20 protein-coding genes and 1 pseudogene are annotated in these 23,787 nt (G+C 63.3%); 10 read left to right on the forward strand and 11 right to left on the reverse strand.

Annotation, left to right across the window (positions count from 1 at the left end; translation table 11 throughout):
- Positions 1 to 2 precede the first annotated feature (2 nt).
- Together E6X30_RS04655 and E6X30_RS04660 are read left to right on the forward strand one after the other, a co-directional pair.
- The gene (locus E6X30_RS04655) at positions 3 to 3,116 is read left to right on the forward strand and encodes an AAA family ATPase (protein ID WP_070435616.1); all 3,114 of its coding nucleotides are present in this window, start codon (positions 3 to 5) and stop codon (positions 3,114 to 3,116) included.
- A 91-nt stretch (positions 3,117 to 3,207) separates the two neighbouring features.
- On the forward strand, positions 3,208 to 3,714 hold the full coding sequence (locus tag E6X30_RS04660; RefSeq protein ID WP_016663788.1) for a DUF456 domain-containing protein: 507 nt from the start codon (positions 3,208 to 3,210) through the stop codon (positions 3,712 to 3,714).
- Here the strand turns inward: E6X30_RS04660 and E6X30_RS04665 are convergent.
- On the reverse strand, positions 3,711 to 4,694 hold the full coding sequence (locus E6X30_RS04665) for a YafY family protein (RefSeq protein ID WP_016663789.1): 984 nt from the start codon (positions 4,692 to 4,694) through the stop codon (positions 3,711 to 3,713). The two genes, E6X30_RS04660 and E6X30_RS04665, sit on opposite strands and share 4 nt — an antisense overlap.
- Positions 4,695 to 4,782: 88 nt before the next feature.
- Between E6X30_RS04665 and E6X30_RS04670 the strand changes: the two genes are divergently transcribed.
- The gene (locus tag E6X30_RS04670; protein ID WP_016663790.1) at positions 4,783 to 5,148 is read left to right on the forward strand and encodes a VOC family protein; all 366 of its coding nucleotides are present in this window, start codon (positions 4,783 to 4,785) and stop codon (positions 5,146 to 5,148) included.
- A 131-nt stretch (positions 5,149 to 5,279) separates the two neighbouring features.
- A complete protein-coding gene (locus tag E6X30_RS04675) occupies positions 5,280 to 6,113 on the forward strand; it encodes a class I SAM-dependent methyltransferase (RefSeq protein ID WP_040386444.1) in 834 nt (277 codons plus the stop codon).
- Between the two features lie 9 nt (positions 6,114 to 6,122).
- Here the strand turns inward: E6X30_RS04675 and E6X30_RS04680 are convergent, their stop codons facing one another.
- Positions 6,123 to 6,752: a DUF6318 family protein gene (locus tag E6X30_RS04680; protein WP_016663792.1), complete on the reverse strand. Its 630-nt coding sequence runs from the start codon at positions 6,750 to 6,752 to the stop codon at positions 6,123 to 6,125.
- Positions 6,753 to 6,951: 199 nt separating this feature from the next.
- Between E6X30_RS04680 and E6X30_RS04685 the strand changes: the two are divergent.
- Together E6X30_RS04685 and E6X30_RS04690 are read left to right on the forward strand one after the other, a co-directional pair.
- Positions 6,952 to 8,684, forward strand: a pseudogene (locus tag E6X30_RS04685) (ABC transporter ATP-binding protein).
- The gene (locus tag E6X30_RS04690) at positions 8,681 to 10,675 is read left to right on the forward strand and encodes an ABC transporter ATP-binding protein (RefSeq protein WP_316335797.1); all 1,995 of its coding nucleotides are present in this window, start codon (positions 8,681 to 8,683) and stop codon (positions 10,673 to 10,675) included. Before E6X30_RS04685 ends, E6X30_RS04690 begins: the two are co-directional and overlap by 4 nt.
- A gap of 4 nt (positions 10,676 to 10,679) precedes the next feature.
- Here E6X30_RS04690 and E6X30_RS04695 read toward each other — a convergent pair whose 3' ends face one another.
- Positions 10,680 to 11,801, reverse strand: coding sequence for an aldo/keto reductase (locus tag E6X30_RS04695; protein ID WP_316335798.1), 1,122 nt, complete (start codon positions 11,799 to 11,801; stop codon positions 10,680 to 10,682).
- A gap of 127 nt (positions 11,802 to 11,928) precedes the next feature.
- On the opposite strand from E6X30_RS04695, the gene E6X30_RS04700 reads away from it, so the two are divergent.
- Genes E6X30_RS04700 through E6X30_RS04710 form a run of 3 tightly spaced genes read left to right on the forward strand, consistent with a single transcriptional unit; the run spans position 11,929 to position 14,674 of the window.
- On the forward strand, positions 11,929 to 12,891 hold the full coding sequence (locus E6X30_RS04700; RefSeq protein WP_316335799.1) for an ABC transporter substrate-binding protein: 963 nt from the start codon (positions 11,929 to 11,931) through the stop codon (positions 12,889 to 12,891).
- Positions 12,888 to 13,841, forward strand: coding sequence for an amino acid ABC transporter permease (locus E6X30_RS04705; protein ID WP_016663797.1), 954 nt, complete (start codon positions 12,888 to 12,890; stop codon positions 13,839 to 13,841). Before E6X30_RS04700 ends, E6X30_RS04705 begins: the two co-directional genes overlap by 4 nt.
- Before the next feature lie 50 nt (positions 13,842 to 13,891).
- Positions 13,892 to 14,674, forward strand: a complete 783-nt coding sequence (locus E6X30_RS04710; RefSeq protein ID WP_034371826.1) for an amino acid ABC transporter ATP-binding protein — start codon at positions 13,892 to 13,894, stop codon at positions 14,672 to 14,674.
- 53 nt (positions 14,675 to 14,727) lie between these two features.
- Here the strand turns inward: E6X30_RS04710 and E6X30_RS04715 are convergent, their stop codons facing one another.
- Both E6X30_RS04715 and E6X30_RS04720 read right to left on the reverse strand, forming a co-directional pair.
- Positions 14,728 to 15,327, reverse strand: a complete 600-nt coding sequence (locus tag E6X30_RS04715; RefSeq protein ID WP_016663799.1) for a hypothetical protein — start codon at positions 15,325 to 15,327, stop codon at positions 14,728 to 14,730.
- A gap of 25 nt (positions 15,328 to 15,352) precedes the next feature.
- Complete coding sequence (locus E6X30_RS04720) at positions 15,353 to 16,597, reverse strand: App1 family protein (RefSeq protein WP_016663800.1); 1,245 nt, start codon at positions 16,595 to 16,597, stop codon at positions 15,353 to 15,355.
- Positions 16,598 to 16,716: 119 nt separating this feature from the next.
- Between E6X30_RS04720 and E6X30_RS04725 the strand changes: the two genes are divergently transcribed.
- A complete protein-coding gene (locus E6X30_RS04725; RefSeq protein WP_101686629.1) occupies positions 16,717 to 17,244 on the forward strand; it encodes a protein tyrosine phosphatase in 528 nt (175 codons plus the stop codon).
- Between the two features lie 52 nt (positions 17,245 to 17,296).
- Here the strand turns inward: E6X30_RS04725 and E6X30_RS04730 are convergent, their stop codons facing one another.
- The 6 genes from E6X30_RS04730 to E6X30_RS04755 all read right to left on the reverse strand — a co-directional run bounded on the left by E6X30_RS04730 (position 17,297) and on the right by E6X30_RS04755 (position 23,681).
- Positions 17,297 to 18,268 (reverse strand): hypothetical protein, encoded by a 972-nt coding sequence (locus E6X30_RS04730; protein ID WP_316335800.1) that lies wholly within the window; start codon positions 18,266 to 18,268, stop codon positions 17,297 to 17,299.
- Between the two features lie 227 nt (positions 18,269 to 18,495).
- Positions 18,496 to 20,136 carry a phosphoglucomutase (alpha-D-glucose-1,6-bisphosphate-dependent) gene (pgm, locus tag E6X30_RS04735; RefSeq protein WP_016663803.1) on the reverse strand — a complete coding sequence of 547 codons (1,641 nt, stop codon included), beginning with the start codon at positions 20,134 to 20,136 and terminating at the stop codon, positions 18,496 to 18,498.
- A gap of 39 nt (positions 20,137 to 20,175) precedes the next feature.
- Positions 20,176 to 21,024 (reverse strand): hypothetical protein, encoded by an 849-nt coding sequence (locus E6X30_RS04740; RefSeq protein WP_316335801.1) that lies wholly within the window; start codon positions 21,022 to 21,024, stop codon positions 20,176 to 20,178.
- A gap of 103 nt (positions 21,025 to 21,127) precedes the next feature.
- Complete coding sequence (locus tag E6X30_RS04745) at positions 21,128 to 22,195, reverse strand: inorganic phosphate transporter (protein ID WP_161493683.1); 1,068 nt, start codon at positions 22,193 to 22,195, stop codon at positions 21,128 to 21,130.
- The gene (locus E6X30_RS04750; RefSeq protein WP_180755138.1) at positions 22,195 to 22,824 is read right to left on the reverse strand and encodes a DUF47 domain-containing protein; all 630 of its coding nucleotides are present in this window, start codon (positions 22,822 to 22,824) and stop codon (positions 22,195 to 22,197) included. The genes E6X30_RS04745 and E6X30_RS04750 overlap by 1 nt, the downstream gene beginning before the upstream one ends.
- Positions 22,825 to 23,033: 209 nt before the next feature.
- Positions 23,034 to 23,681: a hypothetical protein gene (locus tag E6X30_RS04755; RefSeq protein WP_016663807.1), complete on the reverse strand. Its 648-nt coding sequence runs from the start codon at positions 23,679 to 23,681 to the stop codon at positions 23,034 to 23,036.
- Positions 23,682 to 23,787: the final 106 nt, after the last annotated feature.

Consider the following 23,787-nt stretch of genomic DNA (forward strand, 5'->3'; position numbering starts at 1 on the left):
CCATGAAACTTCACCACCTGAGTTTTGAGGGCATCGGGCCGTTTAGGGAGAAAGTCGAACTCGATTTCGATGCGCTCGGCGCGAGCGGCCTCTTTCTCCTCGAGGGCGCCACGGGTTCTGGAAAGTCCACCATCATCGATGCGATCGTCTTTGCCCTCTACGGCAATGTTGCGGGCGGCGGCTCGAGCGATGCGCGAGTGCGAAGCGACTTCATGCCCAATACGCACCCGAGCGTCGTGGACCTCTTTTTCGAGGTTCCACGAGGGATCTACCGCGTGCGGCGCACCCCCGCCTACGAGCGCGCTCGACTGCGTGGAAAAGGCGCTCCCGTGCATGAGAACCAGAGCGCGAAGCTCTGGCGGCTAGCCTCGCCCGAAGCGCTAGGTGAGGCGATCGCTGGCACCGAACGCGCGGAAGAGATCGAGCCGATCGCCAACCGACCGGCCGACGTTGGCCGGGAGATTCAGGAACTGCTCGGCCTCACGCACGCGCAGTTCACCCAAACAGTCGTGCTTCCTCAGGGCGAGTTCGCCCGCTTTCTCAAAGCTGACACGAGTGAACGCAAGACTGTGCTCGAACGGATCTTCCAGACTCAGCTGTACGAGCAGATCGAACAATCATTCGGCGAACTCAGACGCGAGGCTCAACGTGACGTCGACGCCTCAAAAGCGGAACTCGGCGCGGCCCTCCAGCGGGTCCTCGAGGCGGCATCGGTCAGCGATGAGCAGCGCATGCAGGCGCTCACCGATACCCGGGATTTCACCCCGGCGGGTCTCGAGCGTGCCAGGGCTATTGGCGAGGAGCTCGAGAATTCCTCCGAAGCCGCCGCTCGCGAAGCCATGCGCATCCTGGACATAGCGAAGGCAGCCTCGAACGAGGCGGCGGAAGCCGCGAAGAAAGCCACCGAACGCCACGATCTGCTCGCTCGCAAAGCCCAGCTCGACGCCCACGAGAAGAAACGGGCATCGATTGAAGGGGCGGCGCGCAAAGCCCGCGAAAGCCTTGCCTCTCACGAACGTGCCGAAAAACCGTTCTACGCCCACGCGCATGAAAAGAGCGCGGCGGCAGCGCTGGACGCCGCCGCGACGGCACTTCCCGAAGCCGAACGTGGGCAAGTCTCCCAGTGGGGGGCGCTAAGCGACAAGAACCATCAGCGAAGCGAAAGCGCACTGGGAGCGGCCGCTGCGCTCGCGAGCCTCGAAAAGGAGGAAGCAGCGCTACCTCGACGTGCGACCGAGGTGAAAGAGGCCGCTCGCGAGGCTGAAAGGGCGGCGGAAGCGTCGAAAGAGAAGGCGACGCTGTTGAACGAGCGGCCGTCGGAACGTGAAGTGCTCGCCGAGAAGCTTCGCGAGGCAACCGAGCGGGCCTCGAGCCTCGGGGCCCTCATAGAAAGGCGCGAGTCCCATGCCGCGCGCGAGCGCACCGCGAAGGAGGCGAGCACGACCCTCGAAACCTACTCGTCGCGCGCGCAGCATGAACGCGACATGCTCGCGGCTCTCAAGCGTGCAAGCGAGGAAGAGGCACGTCTTCGGCGCAAACGCCTCGACGCGATCGCCTTCGAGCTCGCGGCGGACCTCGAGGACGGCCAGGCATGCCCCGTGTGCGGGGCGTGTGAGCACCCGGCACCCGCGCACACCGACGATGAGCTCGTGAGCCAAGAGCGCACTGCGGCGGCCGAACGCGCGCGAGTGGAGGCCGAACAGGGCCTGAGCGAGGCACGGGCATCGGCTGCCGCCACCAAGGCACTCCACCTCGATGCGCTCGAGCGGGCGTGGGGGGAGAGCGTCGAGGGGGATCTCGCGAAGTTCCAGGAGCAGCTTCCTGAACTCATCGAACGCTTGAGGAGCGAGGGTGTTGCGCTTGCCCGCGAGGAGGAGCTTGCGCGCGAAGCCGAGGGCGAGCGTGAGCGAGTGAAAACGGAGATCTCGCGGTTCGACGAGCGAACGGCCTCGCTCGAACGTGAAGCGCACGAGGAGGCGCTCGCCGCCGAGCGTGCCGCCCTCGAAGCTCAGCACCTCGAGAAAGCTCTAACCGAGACCCGCGCGGCTATTGCACAGGAGCTTTCGGCCCACGAAGACTCGCACGGGAGCATCGCGGCGCTACGCCTCGCGCTTCTAACGGAGGGTAAGGATGCTCGCGCGCACGCGAAACTGCTCGACAAAGCCCTGGAGGCTCGTTCTGCGCACGAGCGGGCTCAAACGCACCTCAACGAGTCTCTCGAGGGCAGCGGCTTCGAAACCATAGAGAAAGTGGCGCAGGCGCGTCTTGCCCCCGACCGTAGACAATCGCTCGAGGACACCGTGAAGGAGCATTCTTCGCTCACCGCGCTCATCGAGGATGCCCGCGCGGACGGCCGTCTCGAGGGCATTGATGCGAGCGAAGAAGCCCAGCGAGATGCAGCCGCGGCGCTCGAGACCGCGGCAGCGCGCGTGCGCGAGACCCGCGATGCACACACGGAAGCCGCGGGAACCCACGCGACTCGCGCGAAAGAGCTCGAGCGCGTGAAACGCGCACGCACAGATTTCACGGCTCTTGCCACCGCGCACGAGAAACGCTCGGCGCGCCAAAGCGAAATACTTCACCTCGCGAATATCGCGACGGGCAACTCGAGCGATGCGAAAGCACGTCTCACCCTGTCGACGTTCGCGGTCATGCGCCGCTTCGAGAAGGTCATCGAGGCCGCGAATGCGCGGCTATCGACTCTCTCGGGTGGGATCTACGAGATCCGCCTTGCCCAACCCGAAAAAGCAGGCCGCAAGCACGTTGGGCTCGACCTCGACATGCTCGACTTGCGCAATGATTCCTCTCGCTCGCCCTCGACCCTCTCGGGTGGTGAAACCTTCTACGTGTCACTCGCACTCGCGCTCGGCCTCGCCGACGTCGTGAGCGGAGAAAACGGCGGGGTGCAGATGAACACCCTCTTTATCGACGAAGGCTTCGGCACGCTCGACCCGGAAAAACTCGAGGGTGTGATCGCCGAGATCCGCCAACTTGCCGCCCACGGTCGCACGGTGGGAATCATCTCCCACGTCGCCGAACTCAAAACACAGATCGCGGAGAAGGTGCACGTGGAAAGAAAGTCCGACGGTACCTCGCGCATCAGCGTGAGTGTGTAGCGAGCGGTGCCTGCGCGAATCTCTATAGACTGAAGTCTCCGCCAGCGGCGTCCAAATTGCCCCTTGCCCGCCACGCACTAAGGAGAACACCGTGCCCGTGGACATCATCGTGACAATCATCGCCGCGCTCGCCTTCGCGGTAGGTATCACGGGCATCGTGCTGCCCGTGCTTCCCGGGTCGTTCCTCATCCTTACCGGAATGCTCGTATGGGCCATAGGGATCGGCGGCTGGACGGGCTGGGTTGCGTTCGCGCTGGTGGCGATGTTTTCGATCGCGGGCATGGCGAGCAGCTACGTGCTCACTGGGCGGAAGCTCAAACAGAGCGAAGTGCCCACGTGGGCGATCTTCGTCGCGATCGGCTGCGCGATCCTCGGCCTGTTCCTCATTCCCGGCCCGGGCCTCCTCATCGGGTTCATTCTCGGCTTCTTCCTCGTAGAGCTGAGCCGCAAGCGCGAGTTCCACGACGCCCTCAACTCGACGCTCTCCACCTTGAAAACCCTCGGGATTGGCATTCTCGTAGAACTCCTGCTCGCGATGGCGAGCGGAACAGTGTTCATCGTCGCGCTTGGCATCCACCTCTTCTCGAGGGCTGGTTAGCGATCGCGGCGGCGATGATCGGCAGTGCTTTGTGCTGAGTGAAACTGCACGATCTGGGCCGCGATCTCGCGGAATCGAACCACCGCTGCGGCTGGTCTTAAGATCCGAATGTGGTCTCCGAATTGGAGGAGCTGCCGAACCGATTCAACGTCTGGATAGTGGACGACGATATGAGTCCACTCGTCCTCGGAGCCGTCGATACGGATCATTCGCCCTCTAAGGATTCGTCGGGCCAGATCTAGGCGGGTCGAGCGCAGCTGTGCGTGCACCTCGATACCAGGCGCCGACTGAAAACTGGTCAGCAATTCTTGCCACACTGAGCGCAGATCGCAGTCCGGTCGTAGCACTGCGGAATCCGTAAGTAGCTCGCGGGTCTCAATGCGGCTGGTGTTAAACATGCGGGGTTGTGAGGCGACGTCAGCCACTAGATACCAGGATCCGGCTTTGTTCACGAGACCGTAAGGGTCCGCGACAACCCACTGCCCGCTGCTCTCGCCGCTGCGTCGATATCGGAGGCGGATGCGTTGTCTATTTCGAGCAGCGGTGAGAAGGTCGGCCACGTCGAGTTCCTGCTCGGCCGTGAGCCATCCAGAGGGGTCGACGTGGAGCACCTCGGGCAAGGGCAGAGCGGCGGAGGTTTGCTTACGCGCCGCAACAGCGGTCAGCTTCTGCTGGGTTCTGACATGTACAGCATGGAGCCCGATCTGCTCAAGAAGACCCTCATCTAGTCCTGCGACGGATAGCAGCTGCAGTTCATTTGGATCGAGGCGTGAGACGTCGAGCCGGGCCCGGTGATCCAGCACGATGGCTCCACCCCGGCCCCGCTCGGTGTAGATCGGCACCCCAGCAGCCGACAACGCCGTGATGTCACGCAGGATCGTGCGTGAAGATACCTCAAGACGACGAGCCAGTTCTTGACTGGTCATTCGTTCGTGGGTTTGCAGTAGCAGCAGGATGGACAACAAGCGGGACGACTTCATTCCCAATCCTTAAAGAAAACATGACAGCAGGTGTCGTCTATGCCTGATTATATGGGGCTCCCTGATCCACTGACATAAGGAGAGATCCATGCCGGCTCCAAATCTGTTTCTGACCTACGTCAGCGACGTCGAGCGATCCACCGATTTCTATAGTCGCCTGTTCGAAATCGAACCCACCTTCACCAGCCCGCGGTACGTCGCTTTTGAGGTCGCGCCCGGCGTGCTTTTCGCAATCTGGACCGGTCACGACGAAAATCTCGCATCAGCGACACCGCGCACGAACGAAATCGGGCTCATGATTCCCGGTCCCGCCTCTGCCATCGACGACGTCTACGAGGAATGGGTCGCGAAAGGAGTGCACGTGATCGAGGAACCGCACGACGACGTCTTTGGTCGCACCTTCGTGATAGCCGACCCCGACCACAACCTCGTGCGGGTCAGCCCCGTCGACTAGCCCGAATGGAGGCGCCATCGGCGGCGGGCACGAGCTCGCCGCCGTGTGGCGGTTGTGCCGTTAACCTTGCTAAATCTGCAGACCATCACGCGGAGCATCAAGAGCCGCGGCTAGGGTGGTCTTTCGTGACCATGAACGACAGGCGAAGCACTCCCGGCCCGATCCCCAACATTTCGGGCCGGGATGAACCGCGCTATGGCTCGCGGGAACGCAAAGAGGAACTCGCGAAGGGATTTCTAGGCGAGGGCGACGGCTACGACGAGCTGAGGCCCGGGTACCCGGCTGAAGCTCTCGACCTGATCGTGGCAGCCATCGGAACCGCTGCACGCCCCCGCGTGGTTGACCTAGGGGCCGGAACGGGAAAGCTTTCGCTCGCGCTCGCTGAGCGAGGCTGTCGCGTCACTGCGCTCGATACGAGCGAGTCGATGCTTGAAGTGGCGCGCACGCAAGCGGTCGCGAGCCAAATGGCGCAGCGGTTCGAGGCGTGCGTGGCGCCGGCAGAGGCCACCACTCTTGAGGCGGGAAGCGCAGACATCGTGACTGCCGCGCAAGCGTGGCACTGGTTTGAGACGGGCGCGGTGAGCGCCGAAGTTCGGAGGATTCTTGCACCCGGGGGAGTGCTCGCTCTCGTGTGGAACACGCTCGATGTGAGCGTGCCGTGGGTGCATCGATATTCGCGGATTGCGCACGCGGGCGACGTGCAACGCGAAGGTTTTCTCCCCGATGTGGGTGAGGGACTCGAGCTTGTGAAGCGGCACGTCGAACACTGGGTAGATGAGCGCCCCACGTGGGACTTCGTACGGCTTGCAACGACCCGCAGCTACTATCTCACCGCTTCGGAAAAAACCCGAGCGAAGGTCCTCGACAATCTCGACTGGTACCTCCACGAGCACCTCGGCTACAACCCCGGCAGCCGGGTCGCGATGCCGTACCGCACGGATCTCTTTCTGTACAGGCCCGCCTAGCCGGCTGTCTTAACCAACCGCCATCGACGTCACGCGCCAGTGGCCGTCAACGAAACGAAGACCTACGGAAAACTTCCCCTGCGACGCCCCGCGCGTTGCGGGCTCGCGCGTCGGGTCATCGATGAGCTTTGCGGCGGCCTCGTGGAACGTCGCGTCGACCTTCGCAGTCGTCGAGGCGCCATCGCTCGCGCCGTTGCCCTTCGTGAGCGTCACCTTCTCGTCGCTGAGTGTGATCTCGCCGCCTACGATCCAGCCTCCCGCGGCGTGAAGTTGCTCCGCATTGTCGGCAAAGCGCATGCACTCCTCGCACGACGGGTCCATGAGTTCGCGCCACGCGCTCGTGTCACCGGTGCCGATCATGTAGGCGTACACGGCAAAGAGATATGTGGTGGCTGCTTTTGCTCCCGCCTCGGTTTCGTCGTCGATGCCCGGGAAGTCCGCGCGCGACGGTTCCGTGGTGTTCGTCGGCTTTGGCTGGGTCGCGGGATCGACCTTTGCGCGCGTGTCTTGCGCGGAGTCGGCCACCTGCCGACCGCCCTGATCATTCTGCGTGAACTGCCCGATCCCCACGAGCCCCGCGGGGATGATGAGGGCAAGAGCGAAGATCAGGACGACGATGCGCTGGGTCGTTTTACTCACCGCTCAAGGCTAATACAGCCCCTCGGTGCACGGCAGAATCGGCCGTGCGCGATCACCATAGTCGCGAAACAGCATCGGTTGTATTCTTTGGGCATTGTCACTGCGGGCGTGGCAGGCGTCGGCCTCTCCTTACCCGCACGAGCACGAAAGGTTCTTCTCTCTCGTGACCCTCCTGAGACTCCTGTGGCGCTACGCAAAAATGTCGTGGCTTTCTCTCGTGCTCGTCGTGGTCTTCGAAGCTGCGGCGCAGCTTGCCGCCCTCTACCTGCCCACGCTCAACGCTGACATCATCGATCTCGGCATCGCCAAGGGTGATATCGACGCGATTTGGCGCCTTGCCGGCTGGATGCTCCTCGTGAGCCTTGCCAATATTCTCGCCCTCTGCGCCGCGAACTACTTCTCGGGTCGGGTGGCGATGCGGCTTGCGCGGGACGTGCGCTCCGATGTGTTCGATCGCGTGCAGTCCTTCAGCGCGAAAGAAATCAGTCATTTCACTCCCGCCTCGCTTATTACGCGCAACACGAACGACGTGCAACAGCTTCAAAACCTGTCGTTCTTCGGTCTCATGTTCCTCGTGTCCGCGCCGATTACCGGCATCGGCGGGGTCGTTCTCGCGCTCCAGCAGGAGGCACAGCTTGCGTGGCTGATCGCGGTCATGGTGCCGCTCATGCTCATCGCGATCGGTGTCATCGTGCTGCGTGCGGCGCCCCTGTTCCGCGAGATGCAGGAGAGGATTGACGAGCTGAATCTGATTCTTCGCGAGCAGATCACGGGCATTCGCGTGGTGCGTGCATTCGTGCGTGAGCCCTACGAGCGGGACCGTTTCGAGGTGTCGAACGAGCGCTTCACACAGATCAATCGACGGGTGGGGCATCTGATCGCGTTCATCAACCCGATCATCATGTTTCTGCTGTCGTTCAGCTCGGTGCTCGTGCTGCTCGCGGCGGCAGGCCCAATCGACCGCGGCGAGATGCAGGTCGGTTCGATCGTCGCGTTTATTTCCTACCTCATCCAGATCCTCATTGCGGTCATGATGGCGACGTTCATGACGATGATGATTCCGCGTGCGATGGTCTCCGCAGAGCGCATCACGGAGGTGCTCGATACGCATACTTCGGTGGCGCTTCCTGCTCCTGAGGTCGCCGTTCAACCGGGGGACCCGCGTGTAAGCGAGCGCGCCGAGCTTGAATTCGACGACGTCACGTTCGCGTATCCGGGCGCGGAACGCCCCGTGCTCGAGGGCATTTCGTTCAAGGCCCACGCGGGGCAAACGGTGGCGATCATCGGCGGAACAGGCTCGGGCAAAACCACGCTACTCGGCCTCATCTCGCGGCTCTTCGACGTGACGGACGGCGCCGTCAAGGTCAACGGCGTGGATGTGCGTGAGGCGGCGCCTGAGTTGCTTCACGGTCGCCTCGGTTACGTGCCGCAACGCCCGTATCTTTTTAGCGGAACGGTCGCCTCAAATGTGAGGTTTGGTCGACCGGAGGCGAGCGACAAAGAGGTGTGGCATGCCCTCACGATCGCGCAGGCCCGCGACTTCGTTGCCGAGATGCCCGAGGGCTCGATTCCCCGATCGCCCAGGGCGGCTCGAACGTGTCGGGTGGTCAGCGTCAGCGCCTCTCGATCGCGCGTGCGCTCCTGTCTAAGCCCGACATCTACCTTTTCGACGATTCCTTCAGCGCGCTCGACCTGCAAACCGATGCGCGGTTGCGCGCGGCCCTGAAACCCGAAACGCGCGAGGCACTCATGGTGATCGTCGCCCAGCGCGTATCGACCATCACGAGCGCCGATGTGATCCTCGTGCTCGATCACGGACGGATAGTCGGGCGCGGTACGCACGAGGAGCTCCTCGCGACGAACGAGACCTATCAGGAGATTGTGGCCTCGCAGGGTGCGGCTTCAGAGTTTGAGGAAGAGGCGAAGCAATGAGCGAGGACAAGAAGCAGAGCGAGCGGGGCCTGCGCCCCGGTCAAAAATCGCGCAACTTCGGGCCGTCGCTGAAGCGGCTCCTTCGCGAACTCATGGCCGAAAAGGCAATGCTGTTCGGCGCGATGGCAATCGGCGTCCTCTCGGTGATTCTGAGCGTGATCGGCCCGAAGATCCTCGGCCGCGCGACCGACATCATCTTCAACGGTGTCGTCTCCAAGCGGTTGCCGGCTGGCGTCACGAAGGAACAGGTCGTCGCCGGAATGCGCGCGAGTGGCCAAGAGCAGCTTGCGGACATGGTCTCGGGCATGGACCTGAATCCCGGTCACGGGATGGACTTTGGTGCGCTCAACACGGTGCTACTCACCGTCACGATCCTCTATGTGCTCGCGGCGTTCTTCACGTGGCTCGAAACGCGCATGCTTATTCGCGTGGTGTACCGCAGCGTCTACAGGCTGCGCCGCGACGTCGAAGAGAAACTGCACCGCGTGCCTCTCAGCTACTTTGATTCGCGTCGCCGCGGGGACCTTCTCTCGCGCGTCACGAACGATGTCGACAACGTTCAAAACACGCTCAACAACACTCTCGGCGGCATCATTACCTCGGGCCTCACGGTGCTCGGCACGATCATCATGATGTTCGTGATCTCGCCGATTCTCACGCTCGTGGCGCTCATCGTGATCCCGCTCGCGCTTGTGATTACCGCGGTGATCGGCAAGCGCGCCCAGAAGTTGTTTGGGGAGCAGTGGGATGCGACGGGCGAGGTCAACTCGGAGGTTGAGGAAGCGTTCTCCGGCCACGAGATCGTGTCGGTTTTTGGTCGCCAGGACGATCTGCGCGCGAGCTTCGAGAAGAAGAACGCCGAGATGTATCGCGCGAGTTTTGGTGCGCAGGTGGTCAGTTCGCTCATCATGCCGTTCATGATGTTTGCGGGGAACCTGTCCTATGCGGCGGTGGCGCTCGTGGGCGGCCTCAAGGTCGTCTCGGGGCAGCTCACGCTCGGTGATGTGCAGGCCTTCATCCAGTACTCGCGCCAGTTCACGCAGCCCGTGTCGCAGCTCGCTTCGATGGCCACACAGCTTCAGTCGGGCGTTGCATCGGCCGAGCGCATCTTCGAGTTTTTGGATGCCGAGGAGCAGGTCCCGGAGAGCCCGGGGGAGGGGTCCGACGCTCGCCGGCCCAAACCCGAGGCCGCATCACCTGGTCGTGGCGAGGTGCGGTTCGAGCACGTGCGCTTTTCCTATTCGCCCGAGAAGCCTCTCATTTCTGATTTGTCACTCGTGGCGAGTCCCGGGATGACTGTTGCGATCGTGGGCCCCACGGGGGCGGGCAAAACGACTCTCGTCAACCTCATCATGCGCTTCTACGAGATCGATGGTGGCACGATCACGATTGACGGCGTGGATACGCGCGAGATGACGCGCGATGAGTTGCGCAGCCGCACCGGGATGGTGCTGCAGGATACGTGGCTTTTCAAAGGCACGATCCGCGAGAATATTCGCTACGGTCGCCTCGATGCGAGCGACGAGGAGGTGCTTGAAGCCGCCAAGGCTACTCACGTGCATGACTTCGTGCAGCAGCTTCCAGAGGGCTACGACACGATCATCGACGACGAAGGTTCGAGCGTGTCTTCCGGTGAAAAGCAGCTTCTCACGATCGCGCGTGCCTTCCTCGCGCGGCCCGAGCTGCTCATTCTCGATGAGGCGACCTCAAGTGTCGATACTCGCACCGAGGTCCTCGTGCAGAACGCGATGAACGCCCTTCGCGAGGGCCGCACGTCGTTTGTTATTGCCCACAGGCTTTCGACGATCCGCGACGCCGACGTGATTCTCGTGATGGAGCACGGCGACATCGTCGAGCAGGGCACCCACGACGAGCTTCTCGCGGCGGGCGGCGCCTACGCGCGGCTGTATCGCTCGCAGTTCGAGGGTGCGAGCAGCGAGTGTGAGAGCAGCCCCGGGCAGGAGCTGCAGGCTTCCGCCCAGGACGGTTAGATGCTCAGTCTTCTAGAACGGGATCGGCGAGGATCGTATCGATCCTCGAGATCTCCTCGTCGCTGAAGTGTGTTGCCGGAACGCTCTCGCCCGCGCGCACGATGGTTCGTGCGGCGGCGATGTTCGCGCGCAGCTGCTGCACGCTCGACGCTCCGACGATCGCGGATGTCACGACGCGCTTGCGCAGAACCCATGCGAGGGCCATTTGTGCGAGGCTCTGCCCGCGGTCGTCGGCGACGCGGCTGAGCGCGCGAACCTTCTCGAGGTAGCGGGGGTCCTTCGCGACGTCTTCCCCGAGGAACACGTTCTGCGCGGCGCGTGATTTCTCGGGAATGCCCGTGAGGTAGCGGTTCGTGAGCAGCCCTTGCGAGAGCGGAGAGAACGCGACGACCCCGATGCCGAGCCGCTCGCATACGCCGAGGAGCGAATCTTCCGCGTGACCGCTCGGGCTCTCCTCGGGGGTGCGGGTGAGCATCGAGTAGCTCGCCTGGTTGACAAGGAGCGGAACACCCATCGTGCGTAGCATCGTTGCAGCCTCGCGGGTTTTTTCGGGGGAGTAGTTTGAGATGCCTGCGTAGAGCGCCTTGCCGCTCTTGACGGCGTGCGCGAGTGCCCCCATCGACTCCTCAAGCGGGGTCGAGTCGTCCTGGCGATGGTGGTAGAAGATGTCGACGTAGTCGAGGCCGAGGCGCGTGAGTGACTGGTCGAGCGAGGCGAGCAGGTACTTCCTGCTGCCGCCATCGCCGTACGGCCCGGGCCACATGCGAAAGCCGGCCTTCGTGGTCACGAGGATCTCGTCGCGGTGGCCCGCGAGGTCCTTGCGGAAGATTTCCCCGAAGGTTTCTTCGGCGCTGCCGGCGGGCGGGCCGTAGTTGTTGGCGAGGTCGAAGTGGGTGATGCCGTGGTCGAAGGCGTAGTGCACGATCTCGCGCTGGCGCGAGAAGTCTGCTTTGGGGCGTTCACGAACATCGTGTTCGAAGCCGCCTTCGAAGCGTTCGCGTCCAAAGTTGTGCCAGAACCCAAGGGAGATCGGCGGGAGCAGAAGCCCCGAAGTGCCGAGCCGGCGGAAATGCGCGTAGCTTTCTTCATTCATGGTTGCGCGGCTGGTGGGGGTGCTCTCGTTCATGGTGGCCTCCTTGCCGAGAGATGCTTGTGATTCCAGTGTAATGCCCGTCACCGAGGCTTTCGACCCCGCTACATGTCACACTGTGAACGCCTTGCATCTAACGCATAGCCATGCATACTATTGCAAAATGATTCAAACCGGTGAATGTGGGTCCGACGCCAGTGCGGCAACCGTCGGAACCTCCAGGCGCACATTCCTGCGAGCCCTCCCCGCCGCCCTCGTGGCAAGCGCCCTAGTCCCGAGCCTCGGCGCGTGCACGCGCGCTTCCGAAGAGCTGGCCGCTGAAGCGAGCCTCATTCCCGAAGTGGACTTCAGCGGGATCGAGTACCAGGAGGACATCGCCGCGCTCCTTCCCGAGGAGATCCGCGCGCGAGGCGAACTCGTCAACGGTGCCGAACTGAGCTACGCGCCCGGCGAATTCCTTAGTAACGGCAAGGCGGTCGGCTACGACATCGACCTGCTCACTGCACTCGGCATCGTGTTCGGGCTCAAAACACGCACCGAATCGGCGGTGTTCTCCCAGATCATCCCCGCGGTGGGAAGCAAGTACGACGTGGGAATCTCCGGCTTCACGGTCAACGAGGAACGGCTCCAAACCGTGACGATGGTGAGCTACTTCGAAGCCGGCATCTCCTACGCGGTCAAGAAAGGCAACCCCTACTCCATCGACCCGCACAAGTTGTGCGGCAAACGCCCCGCGGTGCAGGTTGGCTCCTACCAGGAGGAAATCGCCCTCGCCGCCGATGAGCAGTGCCGCGCCGAAGGCCAACGCCCCGTCGACGTCCTCGCCTACGCCAATAACTCAGACGCCGTCACGAACGTCGCGGGCGGTAAGGCCGATGTGCTCATCGCAGACTCACCCGTCACGAGCTACGCGATCGCGCGTTCGCGCGGAAGCCTCGAACAGGTAGGCGACGTCGAGGAATCGGCACTCAATGGGATCGTCGTCAAAAAGGGCGAAGATCAACTCGCCGAAGCGCTGCGCGCTGCCGTGCAACACCTCATCGACACTGGTGCAATGCGCACCATCATGAGTGCATGGGGCAACGACGCGGGGCTGATCGAGAAAGCAGAGGTCAAAAAGGCATGAATACGAGTATCGATACCCCGATCCCGAACCGGATCCGCGCGAAGCGGGCCCCGAGGCCAGGAACATGGATCGCCGCGGTCATCACCTCGGTCCTCAGCGTGTGGCTCATTGTCTTCGCCGCAGGCAATGAGGTCTTTGAATGGGACGTCGTTGGCACCTACCTCTTCGACGTGAAGGTCGTTCGCGGCGTTGGTTGGACCCTGCTGCTCACGCTCGTGTCGATGATCATCGGCACCATCATCGCCCTCACCGCCGCGATCATGCGCTTGAGCTCCAACCCCGTCCTGCGCGGCGTCTCGTGGGCGTACATCTTCGTGTTCCGCGGCGTGCCCGTCTACACGCAGCTCGTCTTCTGGGGTCTCATCACGGTGATCATCCCGAAGGTCGTGATCGGTGTGCCGTTCGGGCCCGAACTCTTCAGCTTCTCGACGCGAGATTTCTTTACCGCGTTCTGGGCAGCCACGGTCGCACTCGGCCTCAACGAAGGCGCCTACCTCGCGGAAATCATGCGCGCGGGGCTCACGAGCGTCGAGCGTGGCCAAAGCGAGGCCGCGAAATCCCTCGGCATGAAGAACTCGCTCATCCTGCGCAGGATCGTGCTTCCGCAGGCCATGCGCGTGATTATCCCGCCGCTTGGCAACGAAACAATCGGCATGCTCAAGACGACCTCGCTCGTCCTCGCGGTGCCGTTCACGCTCGACCTCACCTACGCATCGAACTCGATCGCGAACCTTCTGTTCAAGCCCGTGCCGATGCTCATCGTCGCAGCGCTGTGGTACCTCGCCGTGACGAGCGTGCTCATGGTGGGCCAGTACTACATCGAGCGCTACTTCGGGCGCGGCTTCGACGATCGCGCCGCGGTGCGCCCCGGCAAACGAGCCTCGCGCCAGGCATCCGTGAACGCGGCCGGCACAACCCCGAAGGACCCGCTGCCGGAGGTTGAGCTGTGAGCGCAGAGGCACATGTGGCAAGAACAGAAAACAGTGGCGAGGAAGGGGACATGACTATGGCGGTAGCGCCGAAGGTTCGGCTCGAGAACATCCATAAGGCATTCGGGGACCTGCACGTCCTACGGGGGGTTGACCTCGAGGTAGGCGACGGGGACGTGTGCGTGCTCATCGGCCCCTCGGGCTCGGGTAAATCCACGCTCCTTCGCTGCATCAACCAACTCGAGGAACCCACGGGCGGGAAAGTCCTGATCGACGGAGAGCTGCAAGGGTACGGTCCGGAACCGCTTGCCGACGGTCGCTGGCAAAAACTTTCCGAAAAGGACATCGCCGCGCAGCGCTCCCGCATCTCGATGGTGTTCCAGCGCTTCAACCTGTTCCCTCACATGACGGCCCTCGAGAACGTGAGCGAAGCCCCAATCCACGTGCGGGGCATGTCGAAAGCCGAGGCCCGGGCACAGGCACTCGAGCTTCTGAAGCGCGTGGGGCTCGGCGACCGCGCCGACCACTATCCGAGCGAGCTCTCAGGCGGGCAGCAGCAGCGCGTCGCAATCGCGCGGGCCCTCGCGATGGAGCCCGAGATCATGCTGTTCGACGAGCCGACATCGGCACTTGACCCCGAACTCGTTGCCGAAGTGCTCCAGGTCCTCAAGGATCTTGCGGCCGAGGGCCAGACCATGGTCGTCGTGACGCACGAGATCGCCTTCGCGCGCGAGGTTGCCGACCACGTCGTATTCATGGACGGCGGTAAGGCGGTCGAGGCTGGGTCGCCGAGCGAGATCCTCGATAACCCGCGCTCGGAGCGGCTCAAGGCATTCCTCGCGAGCGTGCTGTAGGGGCGGCGCGACACCCCTGTGACTACGCGAGAGGGAGCCTCGGCACTTGTGCTCTAGCGCGCGAGGCTCGAGGCGCGCGCGATGATGTCTGCCGCGGTCACTCCAAGCTTGTCGCCGCTGTAGCGCAAGTGGCGGTGAGGCAAGTGAACGATCAAATCGCTCCTGCCAATCCCGCGAAACGTGGCCTTGTCGAGACGCACATCGCTCCACGGGTAGGTCTCGTAGCGTCCCGGGTCTGCGACGAGGCCGAGATATTCGGGGTCAATCCACAGTCCGACACCGTCGATCGCACGACCCCACTCGTAGGCCTCCGCGCCCGTTGGCGCCAAGGGTGGACTGGGCGGGTTCTCGCGACGCGAAAGAAACACTCGATCGTAGAGGTTGCGACCGTCTCGGTAGAACACGTACCCGAGGAGTGCAAAAACCGTTCCCGAGGAGACGAGTGAAATGAAAAAGATGTGGATTCCGAACGCCTTCTTCAAGGCGATGTCCGCGAGAACTCCCGCGATGAGGAGCGTAACGAGCGCGGTCACGTGCCGCGCACAAAACGCGAGGAGGGCCTGCCAGTAGCGGCGGGTGCGCGCCTCGCGCGGACTCGCGGCGTCGGCGAGACCGCCATCGTTGTAGCGGACGGTAAAGGTTCTCTCGCCCATGCCTGCCCCTCTCTCCACCCTGATTTTAGTGGTGGCCGAGGATCCCGATCGCGCGTGCCGCCCGAATAAGGCCAAAACCATCGGGTGCGCTGACCCACGGCACCCCTTGGCGCTCGTGCACGCTCTCGAGAGCAGTCCCGGGCGCGTGCGTGGAGCTGGCGCTGGCAGTACCGTTTGAGGAAGGCCCGACGGATGCCGGGCGATCGTCGGAACCCTTTAGGCCAATCGTGCTGCGCCACACCTTCGGTACGGCATCCACGAGGGCGCGCCCGAGGGCACCGATCGACGCGAGGGGGCGTTCGGCGCCGTGAGCGAGGTCCTGCTCGTTGTCGGTGAGTTCGCGGATAGCTACCGCGGCGACCGATTCCGGATGTTCATCGACCACGCTTCCGTAGATCGAGGGGTCGTGCTGACCGTCGTCGCCCACGAGGAGCCAGCGCGTGTTCGGGAACATCTCGCGCAGGGCGGCGAGAGTCGTGAGCTTGTGGCGTGTGCCCGAGCGGAAGAAGCCCGTGTTGGTGGGGCCCCAGTCGGTGAGGAGAAGCGGGCCGGCAGGGTACCCGTTCTTGAAGAGGAAGCGTTCGAGCACGGGCGCGACGTTCCACGCTCCCGTCGAGAGGTATATGAACGGGGTGTTCTCACCGTAGTGGCGGCGAAGCTGCTGGTAGAAAACGGCCATTCCGGGAACGATGCGGCGGGAGGCCTGGGAGATCACGAAGGCGTTCCACCCGGCGATGAGGGGGCGGGGCAGGAGCGTGATGAGGACCGTGTCGTCGATGTCGCTGACAACCGCGATTTCTTGCGCCTCATCATCGAAAACGTGGACGTTCGCCGTGACGGTGTTTGTACCATCGGTGCTGAGGGAGAGCTCGTGGATGCCGGGGGCGAGCTCTACGCCAATGATCTCGTCGATAATGCCGGAGCGGTCAGCGTACGTCTCAAAGACCTGTGGGCCCTTGGCGGTGCTCACGGTGACCGTAACTCGAACGTGCGGGTCGATCTGCGACGTGAAATTCCGAAAGCCGCGCCGCGCAAGCGAGCGCATGTCGTAGACCGGAGGATCGAAATGATCCGGGCGCGTACCGGCGCCCGCGAAGAGAACGCGCCCGAGCACGCGTACTTTTGTGGGGGAGCCGTACGCGGTATACGGCTGGATGCGCGCTTCGTAGCCGAGGGCGCGCAACACACGGGCGATTGCGGTGTTCTTTTTATCTTCGAGGCGCGCCGACCAGTGGGGACGATCCAGTCGCGAGAACGCGTATGAACCCAACGCGCACCTCCATGCACTTCAGATCGCGGCAAAGGCCCCCGGTGGGAGCCTCCCCATCCTAGTAGACGCGCCGGGTACGACCCTTAACGCTCGCGCCAAAAATGCGGCAAGATAGGGGCGTGAGCAAGTACCGAGTGTTGACAGTGTGCACGGCGAACATCTGCCGTTCGCCCGCGGCCGCCGTCATGCTCAAGACTGGCCTCGAGCAGGCCGGGCTCGCGGGTCTTGTCGAGGTTGAAAGCGCGGGAACCACGTACGAATCCGAAGGGTTCCCCATGGACGATCGCATCGTCGTTGCCCTCGAGCGCGCTGGCTATAGCCCGGATGCGCATGCAGCCCGCACCGTTCCCGTCCACCAGCTCGGCGAATGGGACCTCGTGCTCACGATGAGCACGAAACACCTCGCGGAAATGACGCGCAAACTCGAGGCGATTCCCGAAGGCGTCGAGCCGCCCACGCTTCACATGTGGGGCGAATTCGATCCGGCGAAACCGGCAGTTGCTGAACCCGAGGATCTCGAGGTTCCCGATCCGTTCTACGAGAGCCAGAAGTTTTTCGACCGCACCGTGCTCAAGATGGAGCGAGCGGTCCCGTCGATCCTGCTATTCATCAAGTCGCGCCTTCGTGAGCGCGGCGAGATCGCCTAGGCCGGATCGCGCTGCCCTTGCCTGAACAAGGCTGACTCGCGGGCCCCTACGGTCACTTTGCGCGCGCCCTGAGCGTGAGGGCACCAAGACCGCCGGCAACACCAACGCCTACCGCGACCGTACTCGCGAGGATGGTTTTGAGTGTGCCGAGGGCGCTGCCATCGGGGTTGGTCCACACGGAAAGAATCGTGTCGACCTTCTCTTCGTCGGCACCGAGAACGTCATCTGCTGGCGGAGTTGAACCGTCGGTGGGGGCCTGCGTGGGGTTGAGGCGAACGCCAGGTGGGGCGGTTTGCGATTCCTCGGTCGTGGGAACGGTGAGGGCGGGGATCTCAGTTTGTTGGCTCGTCGGAGCCGGCGCGAGAGCGAGTCCCGAAGTCTCTTGTTCGGGCACGAGCAGCGGCGCGGGGGAGTCGAGTGGGGGTTCGGCCGCCGGTGCGGACCCGGCATTGATTTCGGATTCAGTGGTGTGCTCGGGCGCGAGATCCGGTGCAAGAGACTCGGGGCGCTCGTGCGGTGAGGAGGCGACGGCCGGGGCGTCCGTAGGAAGTTGCTCAGACTCAGGCTCAGGCTTAGGGCTCGGCTGTGGGGCGGGCTCCGCCGACGGTTCCGGGGTGGGTGCTGGCTCCGGGGCGGGTTCTTCCGTGGGATCCGGTGACGGTTCTGGTTCGGGCTCGGGCGCGGGGGGCCAGAGAAAGCACGGATCCTCACCCGGGTGCTCAATCCACCACTTCACCCAGCGGAAGCCCGCGAAGAAGAAGTATTCCTCACCCGGCACAACGCACTTGGGGGCATCGGGCTCAGCCGGCTCAGCGCCGCTCGTGGGGCTGTCAGAGGCAGAAGGTGCCGACGGTTGCGTAGAATCGCCCGCCGCGAAGGCTAGAGGCGCTGCCGGGATTCCCGACAGTGAAAGTGCCAACGCGATCGCGCCCACGCGCGCGGCACGGCGGCGATGTCGGGACTGGAAACTGCGTGCCGGCGCGTGGTGCGCTGTGCGGCGCGCGCCGGTTCGTGAAATGGACATGCAGTCTCCCCGGGAAAGAGCGATGTAGAGCGCGAAAATGGCGGCGCGAGAATCGCGCAACGGTGACTAGGGTACGCGCCAGTAAGTGTGTATGTCACCCCTGTTATCGTTTTGTAATAAAAACTGGACCGATTGGTGCATAAATCGTCATCGCTTCGTCGCGAAATCGGGAGTGCCCGTTCACCCGGACACTCCCGATTCTCTGAAAAAGAGGCGCTGAGAAGGGCTTATTCGTTCAAAGCGGCATCGACAACGTCCTTGGCTGCGGCCTGGACGTTCTTGAGGTGATCTTCGCCCTTGAAAGATTCGGCGTAGATCTTGTAGATGTCCTCGGTGCCCGAGGGGCGCGCCGCGAACCATGCGTTCTCAGTCGTGACCTTGAGACCACCGATCGGATCACCCGAAGGGGCACTCGTCATGATCGCCGTGATCTCTTCGCCTGCGACGCTCGTGGCACTGACAGCCTCGGGAGAGAGGTTCTTGAGTTTCGCCTTCGCCTCGCGATCGGCCGGTGCGGAGATTCGCGCGTAGGCGCTCGCCCCGAATTCCTCAACGAGGTCGCAAAGATGCTCGTGCGGGTTTTTGCCCGTGACGGCCGTGATTTCCGAGGCGAGCAGGGCGAGGATGATGCCGTCCTTGTCGGTCGTCCACACATCGCCGTTCATGCGCAGGAACGATGCCCCCGCGCTTTCCTCTCCGCCGAAGCCCACTGACGAGTCGAGCAGGCCGGGCACGAACCACTTGAAGCCCACGGGAACCTCGAGCACCTCGCGGCGGATCTTTGCGCCGACGCGGTCAATGAGGGAACTCGAGACGAGGGTCTTGCCGATCTTGGCGTTGCTCGGCCATTCGGGGCGGTTATTGAACAGGTAGGTGATGGCAACCGCGAGGTAGTGGTTGGGGTTCATGAGACCGCCCTGTGGCGTGACGATGCCGTGGCGATCAGAATCCGTATCGTTACCCGTTGCGATATCAAACTTTTCGCGCTGCTCGAGAACCGAGGCCATTGCCCACGGGCTCGAACAGTCCATGCGGATGATGCCGTCGGCATCAAGGGTCATGAACGAGAACGTCGGATCGACCTCGGGGTTGACAACCGTGAGGTCGAGCCCGTGACGCTCGGCGATGCGGGCCCAGTATTCAACGGCCGCGCCACCGAGAGGATCGGCGCCGATTCGCACCCCTGCTTTCGCGATAGCCTCGAGGTTCACAACGGAAGGAAGGTCCTCGACGTAAGTCGTCGTGAAGTCGTAGCGCCCGGCGCCCTCAACCGCCTTCGCCGCACTGACGCGGCGTACCTCGCGAAGCCCGCCCGCGAGGATCTCGTTCGCACGATTAGCGATCCAGGACGTCGCGTCGGTGCCCGCGGGGCCGCCATGCGGCGGGTTGTACTTGAAGCCGCCGTCGCGTGGGGGGTTGTGGCTCGGCGTTACGACGATGCCATCGGCGCGCGACTCATCGCTCGCGCTCTTGCCGCGATTGTGCACGAGAATCGCGTGTGAAACAGCCGGCGTAGGCGTGTACCCATCGCTCGAGTCAATGAGCACGGTGACGTCGTTGCCCACGAGCACCTCGAGGGCGGTGTCGAACGCGGGCTTGCTCAATACGTGGGTATCGCGCCCCATGAAGAGCGGGCCGCGAATGCCCTGTCCCGCACGGTACTCCACGATCGCCTGCGTCGTGGCTGCGATGTGGTCCTCATTGAACGCAGTATCGAGAGAGCTCCCGCGGTGCCCGGAGGTTCCGAAGCTCACCGCCTGATCGGGGTTCTCTGGATCCGGCTGCAGCGAATAGTAGGCGTCGACAACCGCGGCCGGGTCGATCAGGTCGGAAGGAAGCGGGAGCTTCCCCGCCCGTTCGTGAACCATGGAAAACTCCTTAGTGCCTTTGTGCCCTCACGGGCGCTTTTAGTTCCTGCTGCGGCCGATCGCGCGAACAATCATGACGACGACACCAACAAAGAAGAGAAGGCCGCCGATGAGACCAGTAACGAGTGCGCCGATGCCCCAGCCGATGCCGCCACCAACCATGTTGATCGGGTTGATCGGGCCGATGACGGAGACGGCGGCGCTGACGTTCTCGCACGTGAGCGTGCCCTTGCCACTGACATTGTTAGCGAGGAACGAGTCCTTGTACGGCACGTACTTTTGGCCGTTGATGTCGAGGGAGTCGCTATCCGACGCATCTGTCTGAGCTTCGAGTTCAGTGCCGTCTTCGAGGACGGCCTTACAGGTGGCGTTGTCTTTATCGGCTTCCGGGATGTAGAGGGCCAGAACCTCGAAGCCGTCGACCTCAAAGTCATACGTGGCTTTGCCACCCTCGAACTTGCTGTTGGTCTTTTCGAGCGAGCTGAGGTCGCCTATCTCATCCATGAGACCAGCACCCGTGCGCCATATCGCAATCCCGCCAAGGATGAGCGAAATAACAAGGAACGCAACGCCGATGAGCGTGAGCACAATTCCGATAGGCTTCTGCTTGGGCTTGAGTGCTGCGCCTCCATAGTTCTGAGGGGTGCCATAGCCGCCAAAGGCCCCCTGCGGCGCCTGGGGCGTGTATTGAGGCTGCGAGTACTGCTGACTGTGCTGCTGATACTGCTGACCGTTCTGCGAGTACTGCGGTGAGCTCTGGTACTGGTTCGACCCCTGCGCCTCGGGGGCGCTCGGTTGGCCATAGGGGGAGTTCTGGCCGGATGCTTCGTTTGCGCTCTGCCCGTATGTGGGGCGCGGGCGATCATTGCCGTTGAAGGGATCGGACACGTGTGCCTCCGTATGAAGTAGGGACCGCGATCACGGGCGTGACGCTCTGCACGCATAGCCTACAAGGTTGCCCTTGCAGCAATGTGGAAACGCAGGCAAGCGTTTAGGGGAGGGCGAGCACAACCGTGCCCCACGCGAGCCCCGCACAAGCGAGGGGCGTCAGTATCCACCACAGGGCGATGCGCCCGAAGACCTGCCATGCGACAGACTTCTTCGAGGTCGCGAGCGAGGATCCAACGATCGATCCTACGATCGTGAACGACGACGACATCGGGAATCCGAGCCACACGCTCACGGTGTAGAGCAGCGCGGCGGTCGACGTTTCCGCTGCGAGACCCTGACTCACCGTGAGGTCAGTCAGGCGTCGGCCAAGAGTGCGAACGATCTCGCGCCCACCCATAAACGTGCCGAGCGCCATCGCACTTGAAAGCAACACCGCGATCCACAGCGGAAGCGCGGCCATGCCCGCGTGAGAAGAAAGGAGGTGACCGAGGGAGCCGTCGGACTCAGGACCCGGCGGGTGCGAACCGAGCGTTCCTTGCTCGCCAAGTCCTGCGAACGCGACAACGACGATTCCGAGCGGGAGTCGAATGTTGCTGAGTCCGTGGCCGAAAGCGACGAGCCCCGCGGTAAGGGTTTGCGTCCAACGCACCGTTTCTGCCGTGAGACGGCGCTTGGATTGCAGCCCACTCACGGCGCGCGTGAGAAGGAAGCTCAACGCGAAGCCGAGAAGCGGCCCGATGAATACGGGGATGAAGAGCAAGGCGATACCGCCGAGCTGGCGCACGTCGGCAAGCGCTCCCGCGAAGGCGCCCACGAGTGACGCGAGGGTCGTCACCCAACCCGAAAGGGGGATACCGCGCCACCACCCGATCAGGAGACATACGATTGCGGTCGAAAGACCACACGCGAGCGCGAGTCCAAGAGTACGAGGCTCATCAAACAGGGCTTCGGGAACACCCACGACTCTCACGAGTGAGAGATGCAGAAACACAACGCTCACGAGGCCAAACATCGCGCCGGCGCCGTTCATGATCGCCGCGTAGGCGAGGGCAAGTCTCTCTGGGAGCACTCGCGTGACGATCGTGGTAGTCACCGCGTTTGAGGCATCCTGGGCGCCGTTCGTGAACGCCCACACGATCGAAAGGGCAACGATGCTCCAGGCGAGCATCAGACGTCCTTGACGCGCAGCAAATCGACGCAGCGCGAAAGGTCCTGGAACGCGAGTAGTACGCGCTCGAGCGCGCCGATCACTTCGCGCGAGCGCGCGGCTGAGGGAAAGCTCGAAGGGGTGGAACAGTCGTCCCATAACTCGGCGATTGCGGTGCGGGAATGCTCGGAAGCGTGGGTCGTGAGTCGCCGCATATCCTCGTCGAAGCCGGAAAGCTGCTTCGGGTTCTCGAGCTTCCACGCGCATTGCACGACGAGTTCTGATGCGCGTTCAATGATCGAGAGAATCTCGAGAAGCCGCTTCGGAAGCTTGTCAATCTTGAGCCTCAAGGTGAGATCAGCCGTGCGTTCCATTTCGTTGACGCACAGTTTCATGGCGGCGGCGACGCCGTGAAGGGCATCGGCCTGGAAAGGCGTGATGAGACTTGTGGCGAGCCTGTTCGCGATCCTGTGGTTCAGCTCGGCCGCATCGATCATGTGCGTTTGGAGGCGGTCGAATGCCGAGGACCGACCCTCTCCTTCGAGGGCGAGACTCTCCGCTAGAGTCTCTGCGCTGACCTGTACGCATTGCGCGAGGTCCGTGAAGATGTGATACACGGACTTTTCGCGAGGAGGGGAAAACAGCGGCATGGCCTCAGGGTACCGCTCGAACGTAACGAAATTGGGCGTGGAGAGGGTCGAACACCTCACGAAGAGGGGTGAAGCGCCGGACCGGGGGCGCCTGTCGGCGCGAAGGCCGCTCGTAGCGGCAAATGTTGGAGCCCGGGGCCACCGCGGCCCGGCGCGCACACAAGCCTAACAGTGAAGGGGGTATGTGCTTCAACCCCACGTATTAGCTGCTACGCGAGCGTGCCGGCCGCTGCTGATCGGGCTGCCTCGTTGAGTGCCTCGCCGGTTTTGAGGAGACGATCGGCGCGCTTGGTGAGCTCCTCGGGCGTCGCGGGGGTCCCGAATGAACGCGCGAGTTCGGTGCGAGAGGCGGGGGAGTCGGCGGCGTGGGCCGATCCGTAAGCGGCGAGCATCGCGACGGCCGCCGCGCGCGAGAGCGCCACCGAAAGATCGCCCGTGAATGCGCCCGAGAGAATCGCATCGAGCGTCACGCGCATCGAATCGATCGTGGGCGGATCGCTAAACCCTACGAGGTAGGTGAGGCCCGGCGCCGTGGATTGGCCAAGCTCGAACAGGCGCCGAACCTCGTCGGTATCGCGCTGAACCCACGTGTGCAGGACGTACAGTCGCCACAGGGCGCCCGGAAGCGAGGCCGGTTCCGCCCCGGACCACAGCGCAGCGAGATCCTCGAGACCCTCCCGCTCAACAAGTTTCAGCACGCGCTCGACAACCTCGGGTCGGGCATTTTCGCGCGTCTCCCGCAGGAGCGCCGCGGCGCTCTCGTGCGCCGCCTGATTCTTGAGGGCAGGATCGACACCTCCTTCGATCGCCTCTTGACGCTGGGGGGACAGAGATGCTGGACGCCTAAACTGTGCCATGCGTCAACCCTACCCGCGACGGTTCACACCGCCTTTGGGTACGGTAGTTCCGACGGTTGCCGGCCACCGTCGGACCCCACCCCCTTGGCCCCACCCGAAGGAGACG

Source organism: Dermabacter sp. (assembly GCF_032550575.1).
Classification (GTDB): Bacteria; Actinomycetota; Actinomycetes; order Actinomycetales; family Dermabacteraceae; genus Dermabacter; species Dermabacter hominis.

Excerpts from the sequence above, each read along its gene's own strand:
- E6X30_RS04655 (WP_070435616.1), top strand. The coding sequence starts at position 3 with ATGAAACTTCACCACCTGAGTTTTGAGGGCATCGGGCCGTTTAGGGAG.
- E6X30_RS04665 (WP_016663789.1), bottom strand. The coding sequence starts at position 4,694 with ATGAAGTCGTCCCGCTTGTTGTCCATCCTGCTGCTACTGCAAACCCAC.
- E6X30_RS04670 (WP_016663790.1), top strand. The coding sequence starts at position 4,783 with ATGCCGGCTCCAAATCTGTTTCTGACCTACGTCAGCGACGTCGAGCGA.
- E6X30_RS04675 (WP_040386444.1), top strand. The coding sequence starts at position 5,280 with ATGAACGACAGGCGAAGCACTCCCGGCCCGATCCCCAACATTTCGGGC.
- E6X30_RS04690 (WP_316335797.1), top strand. The coding sequence starts at position 8,681 with ATGAGCGAGGACAAGAAGCAGAGCGAGCGGGGCCTGCGCCCCGGTCAA.
- E6X30_RS04695 (WP_316335798.1), bottom strand. The coding sequence starts at position 11,801 with ATGAACGAGAGCACCCCCACCAGCCGCGCAACCATGAATGAAGAAAGC.
- E6X30_RS04700 (WP_316335799.1), top strand. The coding sequence starts at position 11,929 with ATGATTCAAACCGGTGAATGTGGGTCCGACGCCAGTGCGGCAACCGTC.
- E6X30_RS04705 (WP_016663797.1), top strand. The coding sequence starts at position 12,888 with ATGAATACGAGTATCGATACCCCGATCCCGAACCGGATCCGCGCGAAG.
- E6X30_RS04710 (WP_034371826.1), top strand. The coding sequence starts at position 13,892 with ATGACTATGGCGGTAGCGCCGAAGGTTCGGCTCGAGAACATCCATAAG.
- E6X30_RS04715 (WP_016663799.1), bottom strand. The coding sequence starts at position 15,327 with ATGGGCGAGAGAACCTTTACCGTCCGCTACAACGATGGCGGTCTCGCC.
- E6X30_RS04730 (WP_316335800.1), bottom strand. The coding sequence starts at position 18,268 with ATGTCCATTTCACGAACCGGCGCGCGCCGCACAGCGCACCACGCGCCG.
- pgm (WP_016663803.1), bottom strand. The coding sequence starts at position 20,136 with ATGGTTCACGAACGGGCGGGGAAGCTCCCGCTTCCTTCCGACCTGATC.
- E6X30_RS04745 (WP_161493683.1), bottom strand. The coding sequence starts at position 22,195 with ATGCTCGCCTGGAGCATCGTTGCCCTTTCGATCGTGTGGGCGTTCACG.
- E6X30_RS04750 (WP_180755138.1), bottom strand. The coding sequence starts at position 22,824 with ATGCCGCTGTTTTCCCCTCCTCGCGAAAAGTCCGTGTATCACATCTTC.
- E6X30_RS04755 (WP_016663807.1), bottom strand. The coding sequence starts at position 23,681 with ATGGCACAGTTTAGGCGTCCAGCATCTCTGTCCCCCCAGCGTCAAGAG.